Source organism: Candidatus Hinthialibacter antarcticus, from assembly GCA_030765645.1.
GTDB classification, from domain to species: domain Bacteria; phylum Hinthialibacterota; class Hinthialibacteria; order Hinthialibacterales; family Hinthialibacteraceae; genus Hinthialibacter; species Hinthialibacter antarcticus.
This window is the reverse complement of record JAVCCE010000067.1, coordinates 26,840-44,498: the sequence shown is the minus strand read 5'-3', so window position 1 is coordinate 44,498 and position 17,659 is coordinate 26,840. Positions and strand designations below refer to the sequence as shown.

The following is a 17,659-nucleotide window of genomic DNA, read 5'->3' as shown; positions in this document are numbered from 1 at the left end:
ACAAACAGTATTTTTAGGAACCACTATGAGAACTGGCCCACGCAATCAAATCGCAGCATGGTGCATCTACGATTTCGCCAACACGATGTACTCGGCCCTGTTTATCACATTTTTCTTCCCGGTGTTCATCAAGAATTACGCGGGCGGGCAAGAAATCCACGTCGGGTATGTCATGTCGGTTTCAACGCTGCTGGCGGCAGTGTTGGTGCCAGTGGTGGGGGCGTTGTCCGACCAAAGCGGTCGGCGAATGCCTTACCTGATTCTCTGTACGCTGGGTTGTTGCGCCGCCTCGTTCGCGATTGCGTTTTCGAGTTTGTATATCGCGCTGGCGCTGGCGGTGGTTTCGTTATTTTTGTATGGAATCTCCCTCGCGGTCTATGACGCCATTCTCCCCAAACTTGCCGACGAAAGAACGCAAGGCACGGTCAGCGGCTGGGGCGTCGGCGTAGGCTACCTGGGTACGCCCTTTTCACTGCTCGCGCTGGCCGCATGGATGGCCTACGCCGGGTGGGACACCGAGTTCGGCGTACGCGGCACGTTTGTATTGACGGCGGTGCTGTTTCTTGGGTTTTCGCTCTATCCGTTTTTCGTCATTCGCGAACCCAAGACGCCATCGCAACGAAGCGCCTTCAAAGAAATTTCACGCGCGTTTCGCGAGTTAGGCCAAACCGTACGCCGTCTGCCGCAACAACCGGGGTTCGTCGCCTTTCTCGGCTGCGCGTTTTTATTTTGGAACGCCATCATGTCGGTGGTGGTATTTTTGTACTTATTCAGCGAAACCAAACTGGGGCTTTCCCAACAAGAGTTCGTCAAAATCTATGCAGGCTTGGCCTTTGCCGCAGCAATCGGCTCTTGGATCGCAGGCAAGATGACCGACCGCTTCGGCCCGAAAAAAGTGCTTTTCTTTTGCGGCGTCGTCTGGATCATGGTACTGGTCGCATTTCTCTGGATCGAAACGCTGACGCCGTTCACCATCGCCGGGATGATCGGCGGCGCAGCGATGGCGTCGTACCAAGCCGCCGTGCGCCCCTTCTTGATTCAATTCGCGGCGCCCGAACAAATGGGCGAATATTTTGGATTTCTGGCGCTATTCAATAAAGCCAGCGGCGCATTAGGCCCCGCAGTCTTTGGCTGGGCGGCGACAACATACGGCTACGAAGTTGCAATTTATATTTTGATCGGCTTCTTCATCGCTGGACTGATTTGCCTGGCCTTTGCGCCCGACAAACGCGCGCAGCCATTATTTCGCAAGGGGACATCATCATGACGAAGCGTGAATTCAACACTCTAGCGGACATCGTCAATACGTTCCCTGAACGCGGGACCGACGACGCCATCCGCTTTTTCAATGGGTTTCGCATCTTCCATACGTCATACGCGCAGTTGTATGAACAGGCGTTGCGCTTTGCGGGCTATTTGCGCTCCATCGGCGTCGAGCGCGGCGACCGCATCCTGATCTGGACGCCCAACAGCCCCGAATGGGCGATGGTCTATTGTGGATGCGTGATTTCCGGCGTGGTTCTGGTTCCCATTGATGCGCGGCATACGCCGGAGTTCATTCAACACGTTGCGCGGGAGACGCAAGCGAAATTGCTGGTGCGGTCGCAATTCAGCGCCGACCCCACAATTGACGCTCCAACCGTGCTCACCGAAACGCTGTTTCAAAAAGTTGAATCAGCCCAACCGCATACGCAGGACGCTCCCATCCAGCCGGATGACGTCGCACAAATTTTGTACACCTCGGGCACCACGGGCGATCCGAAAGGCGTGGTGCTCACTCAACGCAACCAGGCGGTCAACGTCAGCGACATTTTGGCGCATATTCCGGTTGACGCGTCATATCACGCGTTGTCGGTCTTGCCGCTGAGCCATGCGCTCGAACAAACCGCTGGCTTTTGGACGGTCTTGGCGGCGGGCGGTTCGGTTCTTTATCTGAAAACACTGAAACCCTCCGCGCTTGCTCAAGTGTTCCAACGCGAAACCATTACCGTCATGGTGTTGGTGCCGCGCCTGTTAGACATGTTCAAACAACGCATCGAAGAACAACTCGAAGCCAAAGGAGTTGCGGGTATATTTCGTCTGGCGATACGGTGCGCAAATATCCTGCCGCGCTGGACGCGTAAGTTACTGTTTCGTTTTATTCATAAGCGATTCAACACGCGCTTTCATGCGTTTGTTTCGGGCGGCTCCGCCCTGGCGCCGGATGTGGAGCGCTTTTGGCTTGGATTGGGATTTCAAATCTGGCAGGGCTACGGCCTCACTGAAACCAGCCCGGTTTTGACCGCCGCTCAGCCCAACGCCCGCCGGGTCGGCTCGGTGGGCCTGCCAGTGTCGAACGTCGAAATTCAGTTGGGCGAAGGCAAGGAAATTCTCGCGCGCGGCCCCAACGTGTTCGGCGGGTATTACCAAAAGCCGCATGAAACCGAAAAAGTGTTTCGGGACGGCTGGTTCCGTACCGGCGACGTAGGCGAGATCGACGACAACGGCTTCTTGTATATCCGAACCCGGCTAAAAGACGTAATCGTTACCGCCGACGGCATCAATATCTACCCAGAAGATATTGAAAACGTCTTAAACCAGGTCGAGGGCGTCATAGAAAGTTGCGTGATCGGCGTGGGCGAGCGCGAAGAAGAAATCCACGCCGTGCTGCTGCTCAATGAGAACGCAGGCTCCGCCGAGGCCGCCGTCAAATCCGCAAACGCCCAACTTCCACCTGAACAGCGCATCCAGGAATTCAGCGTCTGGCCGGAGCCGGAGTTCCCCAAGACGCCGACATTGAAAATCAAAAAGAAAGAAGTCAAAAGCCAGATCACTCAGCCGAAAGGCGCAGCGCCTCCATCAGCAAAAGGGACGGCGCTGCAACGCATTTTGTGTGAACTCAGCAACCTGGCGCTCGATGAAATTCAGCCGGAATCAAAACTAGGCGATGATTTAGGGTTGAGTTCCATTGACCGGGTCGAATTGGCCGCCCAGTTAGAGGCGGAGTTCAGGACCGATGTGGACGAACGCGCCCTGACGCCCGAGACCACCGTCCGCGAACTTGAGGCCTTGCTGCATTCCAGCAACCAGGCCCAGCCGCTCCATATTCGCCGTTGGACGCTCACGCAGCCGACCCGAGCCTTTCGCTGGTTGTTTCAGAACAGCGTCGTCCGCCCCGCCATCGGCCTGTTTTGCGACCTTCATTGCTCCGGGCTTGAAAACTTGAAGGACGTAAAAGGCCCGGTGTTTTTTGTCTCGAACCACACCAGCCATATCGACACCGCCTTAATCCAATTGCTGACGCCTGCCCATTTGGGCGCAAAAGCCTGCCCCGCCGCATGGGCGGAATATTTCATCACTGATGGCTTAGGCTTTTTAACGAGGCTGGCGGTGTGGAGCGCGTGGAACATCTCAACCATTGGGTTTAACATATTCCCCTTCTCGAACACCGGCGCCTTTCGCCAGAGCATGGCCTACGCAGGGGAACTGGTCGACAAGGGATGGAGCATCTTGCTGTTCCCCGAAGGCACCCGCACACTCGACGGCAATCTCAACGAGTTCAAAGACGGCGCCGGCATACTTGCGCACAACCTGCAGGTTCCGATTGTTCCGGTGGCGACTTTCGGCGCGCACAAGGTTCTGCCCACAGGCGCCGGATGGCCCAAGCGCAACCGGGTCGATATCGTTTTCGGCAAGCCCTTCCAGCCGGGAGATGCGAGCATCCAAGAGATCAACCTACGGATTCAACAAGAGATTGTTATGCTGTGGGAGCAAATAAACAACGGTAATAAAAGAGGATAAACACTCTCTGCTTTATAAACTTAAGCCTATATATTCTCTAATGCCCCAATTCGCTGGAAATGGTTAAAAATCTAGACGAACGCTAGGTTTTGGTTATAATGTGGAGCCCCTCACGAATATGGGGGCGTCAAGAAACGTTACGCGAAAGCAGGGGGCACTTCGATTTATTGTTGCTTTAGTGCTACGGATTATAATCGGGAAACCATTCTTATCGGTGTTTCGAATGCTGGATCCCCGCAAATAAACGTCTTTCAGCCACTAAAATAAAGACGACTCAATTTCAGGCGCAGCACACGCTCGAACAAAACGAGAGAGATAGCGCTGCATCTAACGCGAACGACCAAAACCGCCATTGGGAGCGACACATGATTAAGGGACATCTACCGCCTAAAGAAGGCCTCTACGATCCAGCTTACGAACACGACAACTGCGGCATCGGCTTTTTGGCGAATATCCATGGTAAACCAGCGCACGACATCATTAAGCGCGGCATGGAAGTCTTGGTAAACCTGACCCACCGAGGCGCTTGCGGCTGCGATCCCGAAACCGGCGACGGCACCGGGATGATTATGCAGATTCCCGATGAGTTTTTTCGCACCCATTCTGATAAGATGGGCTTCGATCTGCCTGCCAACGGCGATTATGGCGTGGGCATGTTGTTTTTCGACCAAGACGCCGATAAACGCGCCGCCATGCAGTTGGTGATTGAAAAAACCATCTCCGAAGAAGGCCAAACCGTTCTGGGCTGGCGCGATGTTCCGGTTAATAACACTCAAATCGGTTGGTTGGCGCGCGAAACCGAGCCATTCATGCGCCAGGTCTTCATCAAAAAGAGCGACGCGATCAAAGATCGCGATTCATTCGAGCGCAAGCTCTTCGTCATTCGAAAATTGATCGAAAATTACGCCCGTGCGCATGAAACCGAAGTCGGCTTCTTTTATGCGCCTACGTTTTCGTGCAAGACGCTTGCGTATAAAGGCCTGTTGGTCGCCGATAAAATAGACGCCTATTTCATTGATATGCAAGACAAGAGTTTCAAATCAGCCATCGCGTTGATGCACCAGCGTTACAGCACCAACACCTTCCCCACGTGGAGTTTGGCGCAGCCGTTCCGTTATTTGGCCCACAACGGCGAAATCAACACCCTGCGCGGCAACATCAATTGGATGAATGCGCGCCAGGGGCTGTTTGAATCGAAACTCTTTGGCGACGACATCAAGAAGATTTTTCCCATTTGCATTCCCGGCTCCAGCGACTCGGCCACGCTCGACAACGGGCTGGAACTGCTGCTCATGTCAGGCCGCTCGTTAGCGCACTGCATCTGCATGATGGTTCCCGAAGCGTGGAGCGGTCACGAAAGCATGAGCCAAAACAAGATTGATTTTTATGAATATCACTCCTGCTTGATGGAACCGTGGGACGGCCCGGCCTCAATCGTCTTCACCGACGGCGTCAAAGTCGGCGGCGTGCTTGACCGCAACGGCCTGCGTCCATCGCGCTACGTCGTCACCAAGGACGGCTTCGTCGTGATGTCGTCCGAAACCGGCGTATTGCAGATCGACCCGGCGGACATAGTGCGAAAAGGCCGCCTACAACCGGGCCGCATGTTTCTCATTGATACCGAAAAAGGCGAGATCACCGAAGACGTTGAACTCAAACAACAACTCGCCAGCCAAAAGCCCTACGGCGAGTGGCTCAAACAACACCGCCTGATGATTGACGACATTCAAGCGCCGCAAAACACCAATGGCGCCGCCGAAGAAAGTTTGTCAACCCAAAAACGCCAGCAGGTTTTCGGCTATACCGACGAAGACTTGAAGTTCCTCATCGGGCCGATGGCCGACGACGGCAAAGAACCCACCGGCTCAATGGGCAACGATACGCCGCTCGCGGTGTTGTCTGACCGCCCGCAGTTGTTGTTCAACTACTTCAAGCAACTGTTCGCGCAAGTCACCAACCCGCCCATCGACCCGATTCGCGAAGAGTTGGTCATGTCGCTGGACGTGTTCTTAGGCAGCGAAGGCAATGTGCTCGAAGAAAAACCCGACTACTGCCGCCGGGTGCGCTTAACGCAGCCCATCCTCACCAATGAGGAACTCGAAAAACTTCGCAACCTGGATCAACCCGGCTTGCGCAGCAAAACCATTAAAACGCTCTACCCCGTCGCCGAAGGCGAGGCCGGGTTGAAGGCTGCGATGGACCGCGTCCGCGCAGAAGCCTCGCAAGCCATCAAAGACGGTTTCACTATATTAATTCTCTCCGACCGAGGCGTTGACGAAAACAACGCCCCGATCCCGGCGCTCTTAGCCAGCAGCGGCGTTAACCATCACTTGATTCGTGAAGGCTCGCGCACCCGCGTCGGTTTGGTGTTGGAATCAGGCGAGCCGCGCGAAGTGCAGCATTTCGCCGTACTCGCGGGCTTCGGCGCACAAGCCGTCAACCCTTACCTTGCGCTGGAAACAACCTTGGCCCTCTGGGACGATGAAGCGCTCAAGCCCGGTATGGACAAAGAGAAATCCATTAAAAATTACATCAACGCCATCGACAAAGGCTTACTCAAAGTCTTCTCGAAAATGGGCGTTTCGACGCTGCAAAGTTACACTGGCGCGCAAATTTTTGAGGCGGTCGGCCTTGGTCAGGAACTCATCGACGAGTATTTCACCTGGACCACCTCGCGCATCGGCGGCATCGGGCTAGAGGTCATCGCCCGCGAAACCCAACTGCGCCACGAATACGCCTTCCCGCCCGTGCCGGACGGCAACCCCGACTTGATGATCGGCGGCAGTTATCAGTGGCGCCGAGGCGGCGAACGCCACCGCATGAGCCCCGATTCGATCGCGGCATTACAGCAATCGGTCAAGATCAAAGATTACAAAACATTTAAAGATTACTCCGCAGGCGTCAATAACGAAAACAAACAACACAACACTATTCGCGGCTTGATGGAGTTCCATTCGACGAACGGGTCGATCCCGATTGAAGAGGTAGAACCAGCGGCGGAAATCGTCAAACGCTTCTGCACGGGCGCGATGTCGTTCGGCTCCATTAGCAAAGAAGCCCACGAGAACTTGGCGATTGCCATGAACCGCCTGGGCGGCAAAAGCAACACTGGCGAAGGCGGCGAAGACCCGATCCGCTTCAAGCCGATGCCCAACGGCGACAGCAAGCGCAGCGCGATCAAGCAAGTCGCGTCAGGCCGCTTCGGCGTCACCATCGAATATCTAACCAACGCCGACGAGTTGCAAATTAAAATGGCGCAAGGCGCAAAGCCCGGCGAAGGCGGCCAGTTGCCCGGACACAAGGTCAACGAAGTCATCGCCAAGGTGCGCCACTCCACCCCCGGCGTGACCCTGATCTCTCCGCCGCCGCACCACGATATTTATTCCATCGAGGATTTGGCGCAGTTGATTCATGATTTAAAAAATTCTAACCCGCGCGCGCGCGTCTCAGTCAAATTGGTCTCCGAAGTTGGCGTCGGCACCATCGCCGCCGGCGTATCAAAAGGCAAGTCAGACCACGTTCTCATCAGCGGCGACTCCGGCGGCACCGGCGCGTCTCCGATGTCTTCGATCAAACACGCGGGCTTGCCCTGGGAACTCGGCCTGTCTGAAACTCAGCAGGTTCTCGTCAAGAACGACCTGCGCGGTCGCATTGTCGTCCAAACTGACGGCCAGATGAAAACCGGACGCGACGCCGCCGTTGCGTTTATCTTAGGCGCGGAAGAATGCGGCTTCTCTACCGCCCCGCTGATCGCCTCCGGCTGCATCATGATGCGCAAGTGCCACCTGAATACGTGCCCGGTCGGCATCGCAACCCAAAACGAAGAATTGCGCAAAAAATTTGAAGGCAAACCCGAACATGTGGTCAACTTCTTCTTCTTTATCGCCGAAGAAATTCGTGAAATCATGGCGTCGCTCGGTGTTCGCAAAGTCGTTGACATGATTGGACACACCGAATACTTGAAGCCGCGTCAGGACATCACACACTGGAAAGCCAAGACGCTCGATCTGCAAAAAGTCCTTCATAAACCCGCCGAGGCGGAAAAACATCCGCTCCATAATGTGAGTACGCAAGACCACGGCTTGGATGGGGCGCTCGACAATAAATTGATTGAACTGTGCAAAGACGCAATCGAAAACAAAACGCCAGTCAAACTCGATATGCCGATTGTGAACATTAATCGCACCGTCGGCACCACCTTGAGCCACGAAATCGCGAAAAAATATGCCCTGGCTGGTTTGCCTGACGGTACCATCCACATTAAATTCAATGGATCAGCGGGACAGAGTTTCGGCGCCTTTCTCGCCAATGGCATAACCATGGAAATCGAAGGCGACGCCAACGATTACGTCTGCAAAGGCATGTCGGGCGGACGCGCCATTGTGTATCCGCCCAAGACAGCCACGTATGTCCCCGAGGACAACATCCTCATCGGCAACGTCGTGTTATACGGCGCGACCGACGGCGAGTGTTTCTTCAGAGGCGTAGCGGGCGAGCGCTTCTGTGTCCGTAACAGCGGCGCGCGCGCCGTCGTCGAGGGCATAGGCGACCACGGCTGCGAATATATGACCGGCGGTCGCACTGTCATTCTCGGAACCACCGGACGCAACTTTGCGGCGGGCATGAGCGGCGGCATCGCCTACATTTACGATATCGACGGCGGGTTCAAAGGCCGTTGCAACCCGTCTATGGTTGATCTGGAACCCGTACAAGCAGCCAGCGATGTTGCTGAGTTGCATGAAATGATTAAAAAACACTTTGCATTCACCGGCAGCACCGTTGCGGAAACCATTCTCAAAGACTGGGACGCAACCTTGCCGAAATTCATTAAAGTCATGCCAAAAGAATATCGGCGCTATCTCAACGAGTTGGCCGCCCGCGCACAAGACCAACAACCCGGCGTGGCCGCCGCAGCCAAGTAACGAGGAGTATCAATGGGTAAGGTTACAGGATTTCTCGAAAAAGAACGTCAGACGCCGGTCGATAGCCCGGTTGATGAGAGGCTCAAAAGTTATAACGAGTTTCACGGTCATCTCAGCGAAGATGAGATGCGCAACCAGGGCGCGCGCTGTATGGATTGCGGCGTCCCGACCTGCCAGTGGGGCTGCCCCCTGGGCAACATCATCCCCGACTGGAACGACCTGGTATACAAAGGCCGCTGGGAAGAAGCGATTCGGCGTCTTCACAAAACCAACAATTTTCCTGAAGTGACCGGGCGGGTTTGTCCGGCGCCGTGTGAAGAAGCCTGTGTTCTCAACATCAACAACGACGCTGTCACCATCAAAGAAATTGAACGCAACATCGCCGACCGCGCCTTTGACGAAGGATGGATCAAAGCCAAAGTCCCCACGCGCCGCACGGGCAAAAAAATCGCCGTAATCGGCTCTGGCCCTGCGGGCATGGCGTGTGCGCAACAACTTAACTGGGCGGGCCATACCGTGGCCTTGTTTGAAAAAGCCGACCGCATCGGCGGCCTGCTGCGCTACGGCATCCCCGACTTCAAAATGGAAAAATATATGATTGACCGCCGCGTCAACATGATGTCGGAAGAAGGCGTCGAATTTAAAACCGGCGTCAATGTCGGCTTCGACGTCAAAGGCGACGAACTGTTAGATCAATATGACGCAATCGTATTGTGCGGCGGCGCCATGCAGGCGCGCGACCTACCGATTCCAGGCCGCGAGTTGGACGGCGTCCACTTGGCAATGGAATTTTTAACGATGAACAACAAGCGCGTCGCGGGCGATGTCATTCCCGATGAGGAGTTCATCTCAGCAGCGGGCAAGAACGTCATCATTCTTGGCGGCGGCGACACCGGTTCCGACTGCCTGGGCACTTCGCTTCGTCAGGGCGCCAAGCATGTGTCCCAATTTGAAATTATGCCCAAGCCGCCCGCAACCCGCACCGAAAATATGCCCTGGCCCCACTGGCCGTTTACCCTGCGCAGTTCGAGTTCTCACGAAGAGGGTGGAGACCGCGACTGGAGCGTCAGCACCAAATCGTTCTCCGGCTCGAATGGCCGCGTCGAAAAACTCCACGGCGTCAAAGTCGAATTTGTCACCCATGCTGACGGGCGCCGCGAGATGAAAGAAGTTTCCGGCTCTGAATTCGACCTGGATGCAGACCTCGTCTTGCTGGCGATGGGCTTCACCGGGCCGGAGAAAAAAGGCCTGATCGCTGATTTAGACCTCAATCTCGACCCACGCGGCAATGTGACCGTCGACGAAGATTATATGTCGTCCAAGCCGGGCGTTTTCGCCGCCGGCGACATGAAACGCGGCGCATCTCTGGTCGTATGGGCGATTTACGAAGGCCGCCAGGCAGCCATTGGGGTGGATAAATACCTGATGGGCAGTTCGATCCTCACCTAACTCACTGAAATACCAACGATTACTCAAGAGGCCTGCGTTTGCAGGCCTCTTTTTTTGTTGCGGAAATTGATTCTGTAACCGAACGCGTTACATCAAACCGCCAAAAGCGTAATTCAAAATGTAAATCAACTTTTACGGGAATGATGAAAAGTGAAATTCTTCTATCATTTTGACTGTAAATAGAGCATTTCTGACACAGAAACCAATTTGACATCCCAAAAATGACACACATTTGATCAACTTTTCACCATTTTCAAACATCTATGCAGCAATAACACGCATGTTTTACTTTAGATAGACTACCCCTTGACAATATTGGAACATTCATTGCGTATTAAAAAAGGGACACTATCTTACAGAGGGGAGCCGACACTATGTATACGTCAGCCAAAACCAGTGATTGGGACGACAGCATCGGCGCCATCGCAACGCTCGAACCGGATGCAGACGTTTCATCCGTTGAAGAACCATTTGCAAGCGAACCAGACTTAAAGGTTGCGAAGCCGAAAAAAGCCAAACGCGCGCGGAAACCAAGTACGCCTTCCCGCTCTATGGATAACCCCATAAAAGACTATTTGCGCCAAATCGGCGAATTTCCGCTTTTAACCAAAGATGAAGAAGTGGAAATTTACGAAATGATGGATACGGGTCGCCGCCTGCTCGCGGAAGGCCTGTCGAACTCTCGCATCGCAATTCGCGAGTTGGAAGATATCGTCAACGATCTCAGCCGGGGCGACCGTTCGGCGCACACCATGTTCCGTAACCCCGACGCTGGACGTACGCGCCGCAAAACGGAACTGGCGAAAGAGATTAAAATTCTCCGCAAAAATTTGCGCGACATCAAAAGCGGGTTTGAAGAAGACGACTCCGGTTTGTTGTCAGACCGCCAATTGGTCAACCGCAAAAAGAAGTGGAGCCAGATTCTCTACTCGATGGACCTCGATGTGAATGCGCTTTGGGCGTTGGCCCGTTCGGTACGCGATGCAGAAAAGAACTTGAGTAGCATCATGTCCAGTTCAGAACGCAAAGCCTTTGCCGATGAAACCGGCGATACGCCCAACCGCCTGCAAGAATGCTGCGACTTGGTCACCGAGGGGCTAAACCAAATCCGTGAAGCCCGCCAGAACATGATTCGCGGCAACTTGCGCTTGGTGGTGTCGGTCGCGAAACGCTACAAACACTGCGGCATCCCAATGTTGGACCTGATTCAAGAAGGCAACTTAGGGCTGACCCGCGCCGTCGATAAATTTGACTACCATCGCGGAACCAAATTCAGCACCTACGCCGTCTGGTGGATTCGCCAGAGCATTTCCCGCGCGGTGAAGCAACAACGCCGAACCGTGCGCCTCCCGACTGGCGTGGCGGACCAAATCGCCCAGGTAGACAAAGCGAAAAAAATGCTTTTGCAGGAACTGGGACGCGACCCGAGCATGGAAGAATTGTCGAAGCATCTCGAGTTGGACGAAGACCGCATCAGCGACTTATTGGGTTGGCAACAAGACCCCATTTCGCTAGAGACGCCCGTCCGTGAAGATCGAGAGACCACCATTGGCGAATTGATTAAAGACCCGCGCATTGAATCGGCGGACGATGTACTGGCCAATGAAGTTCTCGACGAGCGCATTGAAGAAATTCTCGGTCAGTTGTCCGAACGGGAAGAAACCATCCTTCGCATGCGCTACGGCCTGACTGACGGCAAAGTCTGGAAGTTAGGCGATATCGGAAAGCGCTTCGGTATCACTCGCGAACGGGTGCGCCAAATCGAACAACGGGCGATCCGCAAATTGCGCCACCCATTACGCGCTCGCGAGATCAAAGACTTTTTGAATTAAGCGACCGTCACATGAAACACCAGCGGGCAATCGAATTTCGATTGCCCGTTTTTTTTTGTCGTTTTCCTCGAATTCCCAGTGGAGGAAGATATTTGTTTTCTACTCGACCGATCATTCGTGTCATCGCGAGCATAGCGAAGCGATCTCGCTTTTCGATTTGCGAGATTGCCGCGTCGGCCTTCGACCTCCTCGCAATGACACTGACCTTAAATTTTAAGACAATCGCTTCTGTATTATTTTTTCCGTAAAACTGACTGGGTGGCAAGGGCAAGGCGGAGAGGATCGGAGCCAGCCCTTGAAATATTGCTTAAATGTATCGCTTTGTTTGTACTGTTTTGAGATCCCCCCTGGCGCTTTCAGCGCCGTCCCCCCTTGAACAAGGGGAACTTTATTGAGCAAACAGCAATCTGCGTTATTTGTTCCGTAAAAAAGGAACGCAGGGGAACTTCGTCGTCGGCCCGGTGCGGACGATGTCGCCCGCGCTTCGCAAGCCATTGGTCGCGTCGAAAGAAAAAGACGATCCAAAGGTCACGGCGCCGTCCGGGCCTGCGCTGGCCAGCCGCCACTCCGAACAACGGAAAGAGATATCCAAAATTTCATCTTTTTTATAATGAATTGAACTCCACGCATCCACGTAATCATACGTCGTGTAGGCTGCGTATTCCCATATCGAAATAAACGGATCGACAGGAATCGAGGACATATAAGGCATGGGACTGGTCAGCGGGTTTAGACGGCGGTCGACCGGGTTCTTATGCGTCCCGTCGATTTCCGTCCAGGCGGGATAGCGGTTTTTATCAATGTGGTAACTTTCGATTGCGGTGCAGAGGGCGTTCATGTCAGCGACGGCCTTGGCCATTTTCGCTTTTACGAGGGAGTTTTGAAAATTGGGAATCGCAATCGCCGCCAGAATACCGACAATCGCAACCGAGACCAATAATTCAATCAGCGTGAATGCGGCTTTATAGTGGTTGCCAGAATTATGTGCGGATTGAGTTTTCATAACTGTATCTATCGCTGAGCCCTACGGGCGCGCTTAACGCACAGTATTATGTCAAACGCTTTATTCATTGGCGGTTATCCCAATTGGCGATACGATCATGCGCTCATTTCTCTTACTACTAGTAGTACGAGCCTAGAGCGTAAAATGTTCCATTTATCTTTGGGGGGCTGTCGTATATCAGCCGATAGAGAGAGATGATTTGCAAAGCAGAACCTGCAAACCAGATTATTCAAAGGAGGCGATGGCGGAATCGCGGTCATTAAACATTTGAAACACGCGATCAAGCCGGGTCATGCGGAACACGTTTGAGACGGAAGGCTGCGCATTGACGATCTTTACTTCTCCGTCATTTTCTCTTGCGCTTTTACAGATTGTAATAAAAAGGCCTAATACAGAACTGCTCACATACCGGACATTTTCAATATCAATCAATACCCGGTAGCGCTTCTCGTCCATCAGGTCATACAAATACGCCTGTAAGATTTCTGGATCAAGAAGTTGCTCGTCTTCTTCAAATTGGAGGATGGTTACATCCCCCTGATCCACGCGTTGTATTTGCATTCACTCAGCCTTCTCTATAATTAAAAATGACTAGATATTGAAGTATAATAGCCAAGGGAAAAAAATCCACGCACTAAACGCATTCATTTTGAAATAAATGCGGTAAATTATCATCATCTCGTAAATAATTGCTACACAAACTTTACAACATACCTACTCGACCTGATAGAGGACAGAGAATAATGAAAGCAGTACGCTGCCAGCCTCCTGGAATTATGATTCAGGACGACGCGCCAAAACCGGGCGCATCCACGACGGAAATATGCGTTCGCGTAAAACTCGCTGGCATCTGCCGGACAGATTTAGAACTCACACGAGGATACATGGGCTTTACCGGCATTCTCGGTCACGAGTTCATTGGCGTAATTGATGATGCGAACGCTCCATGGCCTAAGGGCGCACGCGTGGTCGGCGAAATTAATGCAGGCTGCGGCGAATGTCCTGAATGTAAGCGCAACATGCAGCGCCATTGCCCTAACCGCAGCGTATTAGGTATCTTAAACCGCAGCGGCTGCATGGCGGAATGGCTCAGCCTGCCCGCAGAGAACCTGCTTCGCGTTCCCGACCCGGTCAGCGATCCACAAGCGGTGTTCACTGAACCACTTGCCGCGGCGTTGGAAATTTTTGAGCAGATGCACATTGAGCCGACCGAGCGCGTTTGCATTATTGGCGACGGCAAACTGGGGTTGCTCATCGCAATGACGTTTGCGCTGCGTCACGAAGGCGCAAGCCTGCTCATTGGACATCATCAAAACAAATTAGACCTCGTATCCGACCTGCTGCAAACCAGCGTAGAACAAGAGCCAAACTCAACGATCAACCGTCAGTGGGATGTCGTCGTCGATGCAACCGGCAGCAGCGCAGGACTTCGCCGCGCCATGCAGTTGGTCAAGCCGCGCGGACGCATCGTGCTCAAGAGTACGATGGCGCAGGCCGAACCTATAGACTTAACCCCGTTAGTGATTGACGAGGTGACTGTGGTTGGCTCGCGCTGCGGACAATTTGCCCCGGCCCTGGCGTTTTTGGAACGCCAAAAGCCGCCAGTGGAGCGCCTGGTCGAAGCAACCTATCCGTTCGATCAAGCAGCGGCGGCATGGGAGCACGCCCAAACGCCCGGCGCCAAAAAAGTGCTTCTTTCGTTTTAAAGAGATTATTGCTGGTCGCAAATTGCCTCGGGGTTGGGTTTCGCTTGTCTCCGTCGCGGCTTATTGCCGCTGACTACGAAAGCCGCTTCACCCAATCCCCTGCGACATTTTGCTAGGATGATTGAAAAGAGCGGGTTGAAGTATGAGCAAACTGTGTAAACTATGCGTCATACTAGAATAACTGGATCCAATTTTCGAATATGAATGATTTGAATCAATACCCATCTCCCGGCGGCAGCCCCAAAGACAAGGGGCCGCGTAACCCCTTGCCGCCCATTTCTCAACCGCCCGGCATGGCGAAAACCCGGCAGAGCAAAGCCGCGCCGCGTGGAGTCCCAACGAACAAACCATCGCTGCCCATTCAGAAACCAAAGCAAAAAGCATCCAAGCCGACGGACGCCGCGCCCCTTAAGCCAACTGCTGCCAAAGCCGCGCCTGCCCGCCCGGTACGCAAACGCAGCCGTTTATGGCGCATTTTCTTCGTATTCTTTGCCTTGCTGGCGCTCATCATGGGAGGGGCGGTTGGGCTTACGGTCGGATATTTCGACATGCACCTGGCCCAGTTGCCCGTCAATGAATTTTTAGAAGAATACCAGCCCGCCATGCCGTCGCAGATTTTTTCGGGCGACGACAAAGAGCAACTCATCGCAAATTTTTATAGCGATACCCAAAACCGCGAAATGGCGCCGCTATCTGAAATGCCCAAATATCTGCCCCAAGCGGTGATTGCGTTAGAAGACCGCCGTTTTTATGAGCATAGCGGCATCAGCCTTCCCGATATCATTCGGGCGATCATATATGACATCAAAACCTGGACCCGCACCCAAGGCGCCAGCACCATCACCATTCAGTTGGCCGAAGACCTCATCAATAACGATAAGGTGCCCTGGCCGCAAATGCCCAAGACCGGCATCAAAGCCTTTGAGCGTAAATACTGGGAATGGAAAGTCGCGCTGCAAATCGAAAAGCGCTACACCAAAAATGAAATTTTAGAAATTTATTTGAACCAGGTTTTTCTGGGCGACCAAGCCTATGGCGTGGCGCGCGGCGCAGAATATTATTTCGGCAAAAACGTCAGTGACCTCACCATCAAAGAATGCGCCCTGTTCGCGGGCATGTTGCAAGCGCCCAACCGCTATTCGCCCGCGAAAAACCCGGAGCGGGCCCTCACGCGCACCGCCACCGTCTTGCGCGCCATGCTGCGCGACCAGTTCATTACCCAAACCCAATACGACCAAGCGCTCGCGGAGCCGTTCACACTCAAACAAGGCTCATTCGGGCGCAACCAGATCGCGCTGTATCCGTATTTCTCATGGGAAATCGAACGCCAGTTTAAAAACGGCAATTTTGTGTCCAACAATGCCCAGCCATTGCGCATCAAAGGCAAAGGCATCGACGTCAAAGCCACCATCGACGTTGATATGCAAGAAGCAGCGGAAGCAGCCCTGCAAAAAGGCATCGAAGAACACGAGCGCCGAATGCGCTACAAAACGGGGATGCATTGGGGCGAGCCGGGCTATCGCGGCGTGAACCGCCATACCTCCGGCAAACTTCAGGTTGGAAGCGACGTATACGACGCCCGCATTCTGACTGACTATGACCCTGAAACAAAAAGCGTAACGGTGACGCTGCCCAATGTCGCTGGCGGCGAAGGGCCGTTTACGCTGACAATCGACGAGACAAAAGCCAAATGGGATGAATTTGACATCTTAAAACCTGACTATTACCTTCCCGCCAAAGCAGTCGAGGGAGAATCGGGCATTCAGCTGATATTAGCGAAAGAGCAACACGTACAAGGCGCGCTGGTCGCGGTGCAGCCGTCGACCGGCAAGGTGCTGGCGATGGTAGGCGGATATGATTACAACGACAAAACCAATAGCGGCAATTTCATTCGCGCCACCATGTCAACCAACGTCCAACCCGGCAGCGCCTACAAACCGTTCGTCATGGCCGCCGCGCTGGCGGAAAAAGACCGAAACTGGACGCTGGCGTCGATCCTCCAAGACATTAAGCATGAATACTGGACCGGTTGGACGCCGCGCAATTTCTACAATCGCTATTTCGGCGGCGTGACCATGCGTTATACCCTGGTGCATTCGCTTAACGCCGCGTCGGTGTGGCTGCTCGACAACTACAAGGGAAGCCGCATGGCCGGCATCCAAAACCTGGTGCGGTTCAGCAAAAATTTCTTTGGACTGCGCATCGAAAAAGAAGACCTCTCGATCTCGCTTGGTTCAGCAGGGGCAAGCCCCTATGAAATGGCGCAGGCTTATTCGGTCTTGGCGAACCGGGGCGATTTTGTCCGGCTGCACATGGTCGACAAGGTCTATCAGCGCCAGGATTCCCGCCAGAAACAGCCGGACTTGCTCTATGAATTCGACCAACCTCTGTTCGACCGCAAACGCCTGTCGCCCGAATTGGCCTACCTAGTCACCTACTTGCTGCGCGGCGTGGTTGAAGACGGCACCGCCGACGAGGCGCTTGAACTGCCGTTTTGGAGCGTCGGCAAAACCGGCACCACCGATGAATGCACCTACGCCTGGTATGCGGGCTACAGCAATGACATGCTGTGCATCGTTTACATGGGCTTTGACGACTACACCCGATCATTGGGAAACAAAATGACCGGCTCCAGAGTCGCGCTGCCGATTTGGATGGATTTCATGCAGCAGGCGTATGATTTGCAGCCGCAATTGTTCGGTGAGATTCCGCCGCCGCCCGGCATTGAGTTTTATGAAATCTGCGACCTCAGCGGTCAATTGGCGGTCGATGAATGTATGAACGTCAAGGATGAGCGCTCCACCCCGGCCCTCCCGGTGGTGCATAGTGTTCCCTTTATCGCAGGCACCGCGCCGACCGAGCCTTGCCCGCTCCACCGCCGCGACGAAGGCGACTTGCGCCCATACCAAAGAGACGCATATCAGCTTATATTAAATGCGTATCCCTAATCACACACATTCAATAGTT

At 53.9% G+C, this 17,659-nt stretch carries 9 protein-coding genes; 7 read left to right on the top strand and 2 right to left on the bottom strand.

Annotated elements, in window-relative coordinates:
• Positions 1-25 precede the first annotated feature (25 nt).
• The 5 genes from P9L94_17280 to P9L94_17260 all read left to right on the top strand — a co-directional run bounded on the left by P9L94_17280 (position 26) and on the right by P9L94_17260 (position 11,983).
• Complete coding sequence (locus P9L94_17280; protein ID MDP8245839.1) at positions 26-1,267, top strand: MFS transporter; 1,242 nt, start codon at positions 26-28, stop codon at positions 1,265-1,267.
• The gene (locus P9L94_17275) at positions 1,264-3,780 is read left to right on the top strand and encodes an AMP-binding protein (GenBank protein MDP8245838.1); all 2,517 of its coding nucleotides are present in this window, start codon (positions 1,264-1,266) and stop codon (positions 3,778-3,780) included. Before P9L94_17280 ends, P9L94_17275 begins: the two co-directional genes overlap by 4 nt.
• A gap of 365 nt (positions 3,781-4,145) precedes the next feature.
• Entirely contained in the window at positions 4,146-8,702 is a 4,557-nt protein-coding gene (gltB, locus tag P9L94_17270) for a glutamate synthase large subunit (GenBank protein ID MDP8245837.1), read from the top strand.
• Positions 8,703-8,714: 12 nt separating this feature from the next.
• Entirely contained in the window at positions 8,715-10,151 is a 1,437-nt protein-coding gene (locus P9L94_17265) for a glutamate synthase subunit beta (protein ID MDP8245836.1), read from the top strand.
• Between the two features lie 374 nt (positions 10,152-10,525).
• Positions 10,526-11,983: a sigma-70 family RNA polymerase sigma factor gene (locus P9L94_17260; protein MDP8245835.1), complete on the top strand. Its 1,458-nt coding sequence runs from the start codon at positions 10,526-10,528 to the stop codon at positions 11,981-11,983.
• A gap of 412 nt (positions 11,984-12,395) precedes the next feature.
• Here the strand turns inward: P9L94_17260 and P9L94_17255 are convergent, their stop codons facing one another.
• Both P9L94_17255 and P9L94_17250 read right to left on the bottom strand, forming a co-directional pair.
• A complete protein-coding gene (locus P9L94_17255) occupies positions 12,396-12,986 on the bottom strand; it encodes a pilin (protein MDP8245834.1) in 591 nt (196 codons plus the stop codon).
• A 225-nt stretch (positions 12,987-13,211) separates the two neighbouring features.
• Complete coding sequence (locus P9L94_17250; GenBank protein ID MDP8245833.1) at positions 13,212-13,547, bottom strand: STAS domain-containing protein; 336 nt, start codon at positions 13,545-13,547, stop codon at positions 13,212-13,214.
• Positions 13,548-13,729: 182 nt separating this feature from the next.
• On the opposite strand from P9L94_17250, the gene P9L94_17245 reads away from it, so the two are divergent.
• Both P9L94_17245 and P9L94_17240 read left to right on the top strand, forming a co-directional pair.
• Positions 13,730-14,692 (top strand): alcohol dehydrogenase catalytic domain-containing protein, encoded by a 963-nt coding sequence (locus P9L94_17245; GenBank protein ID MDP8245832.1) that lies wholly within the window; start codon positions 13,730-13,732, stop codon positions 14,690-14,692.
• A gap of 200 nt (positions 14,693-14,892) precedes the next feature.
• Positions 14,893-17,640, top strand: coding sequence for a transglycosylase domain-containing protein (locus tag P9L94_17240; GenBank protein ID MDP8245831.1), 2,748 nt, complete (start codon positions 14,893-14,895; stop codon positions 17,638-17,640).
• Positions 17,641-17,659: the final 19 nt, after the last annotated feature.

Bases quoted from the DNA above. Each gene is read 5' to 3' on its own strand.
- P9L94_17280 (MDP8245839.1), top strand. From the start codon at position 26: ATGAGAACTGGCCCACGCAATCAAATCGCAGCATGGTGCATCTACGAT.
- P9L94_17275 (MDP8245838.1), top strand. From the start codon at position 1,264: ATGACGAAGCGTGAATTCAACACTCTAGCGGACATCGTCAATACGTTC.
- gltB (MDP8245837.1), top strand. From the start codon at position 4,146: ATGATTAAGGGACATCTACCGCCTAAAGAAGGCCTCTACGATCCAGCT.
- P9L94_17265 (MDP8245836.1), top strand. From the start codon at position 8,715: ATGGGTAAGGTTACAGGATTTCTCGAAAAAGAACGTCAGACGCCGGTC.
- P9L94_17260 (MDP8245835.1), top strand. From the start codon at position 10,526: ATGTATACGTCAGCCAAAACCAGTGATTGGGACGACAGCATCGGCGCC.
- P9L94_17255 (MDP8245834.1), bottom strand. From the start codon at position 12,986: ATGAAAACTCAATCCGCACATAATTCTGGCAACCACTATAAAGCCGCA.
- P9L94_17250 (MDP8245833.1), bottom strand. From the start codon at position 13,547: ATGCAAATACAACGCGTGGATCAGGGGGATGTAACCATCCTCCAATTT.
- P9L94_17245 (MDP8245832.1), top strand. From the start codon at position 13,730: ATGAAAGCAGTACGCTGCCAGCCTCCTGGAATTATGATTCAGGACGAC.
- P9L94_17240 (MDP8245831.1), top strand. From the start codon at position 14,893: ATGAATGATTTGAATCAATACCCATCTCCCGGCGGCAGCCCCAAAGAC.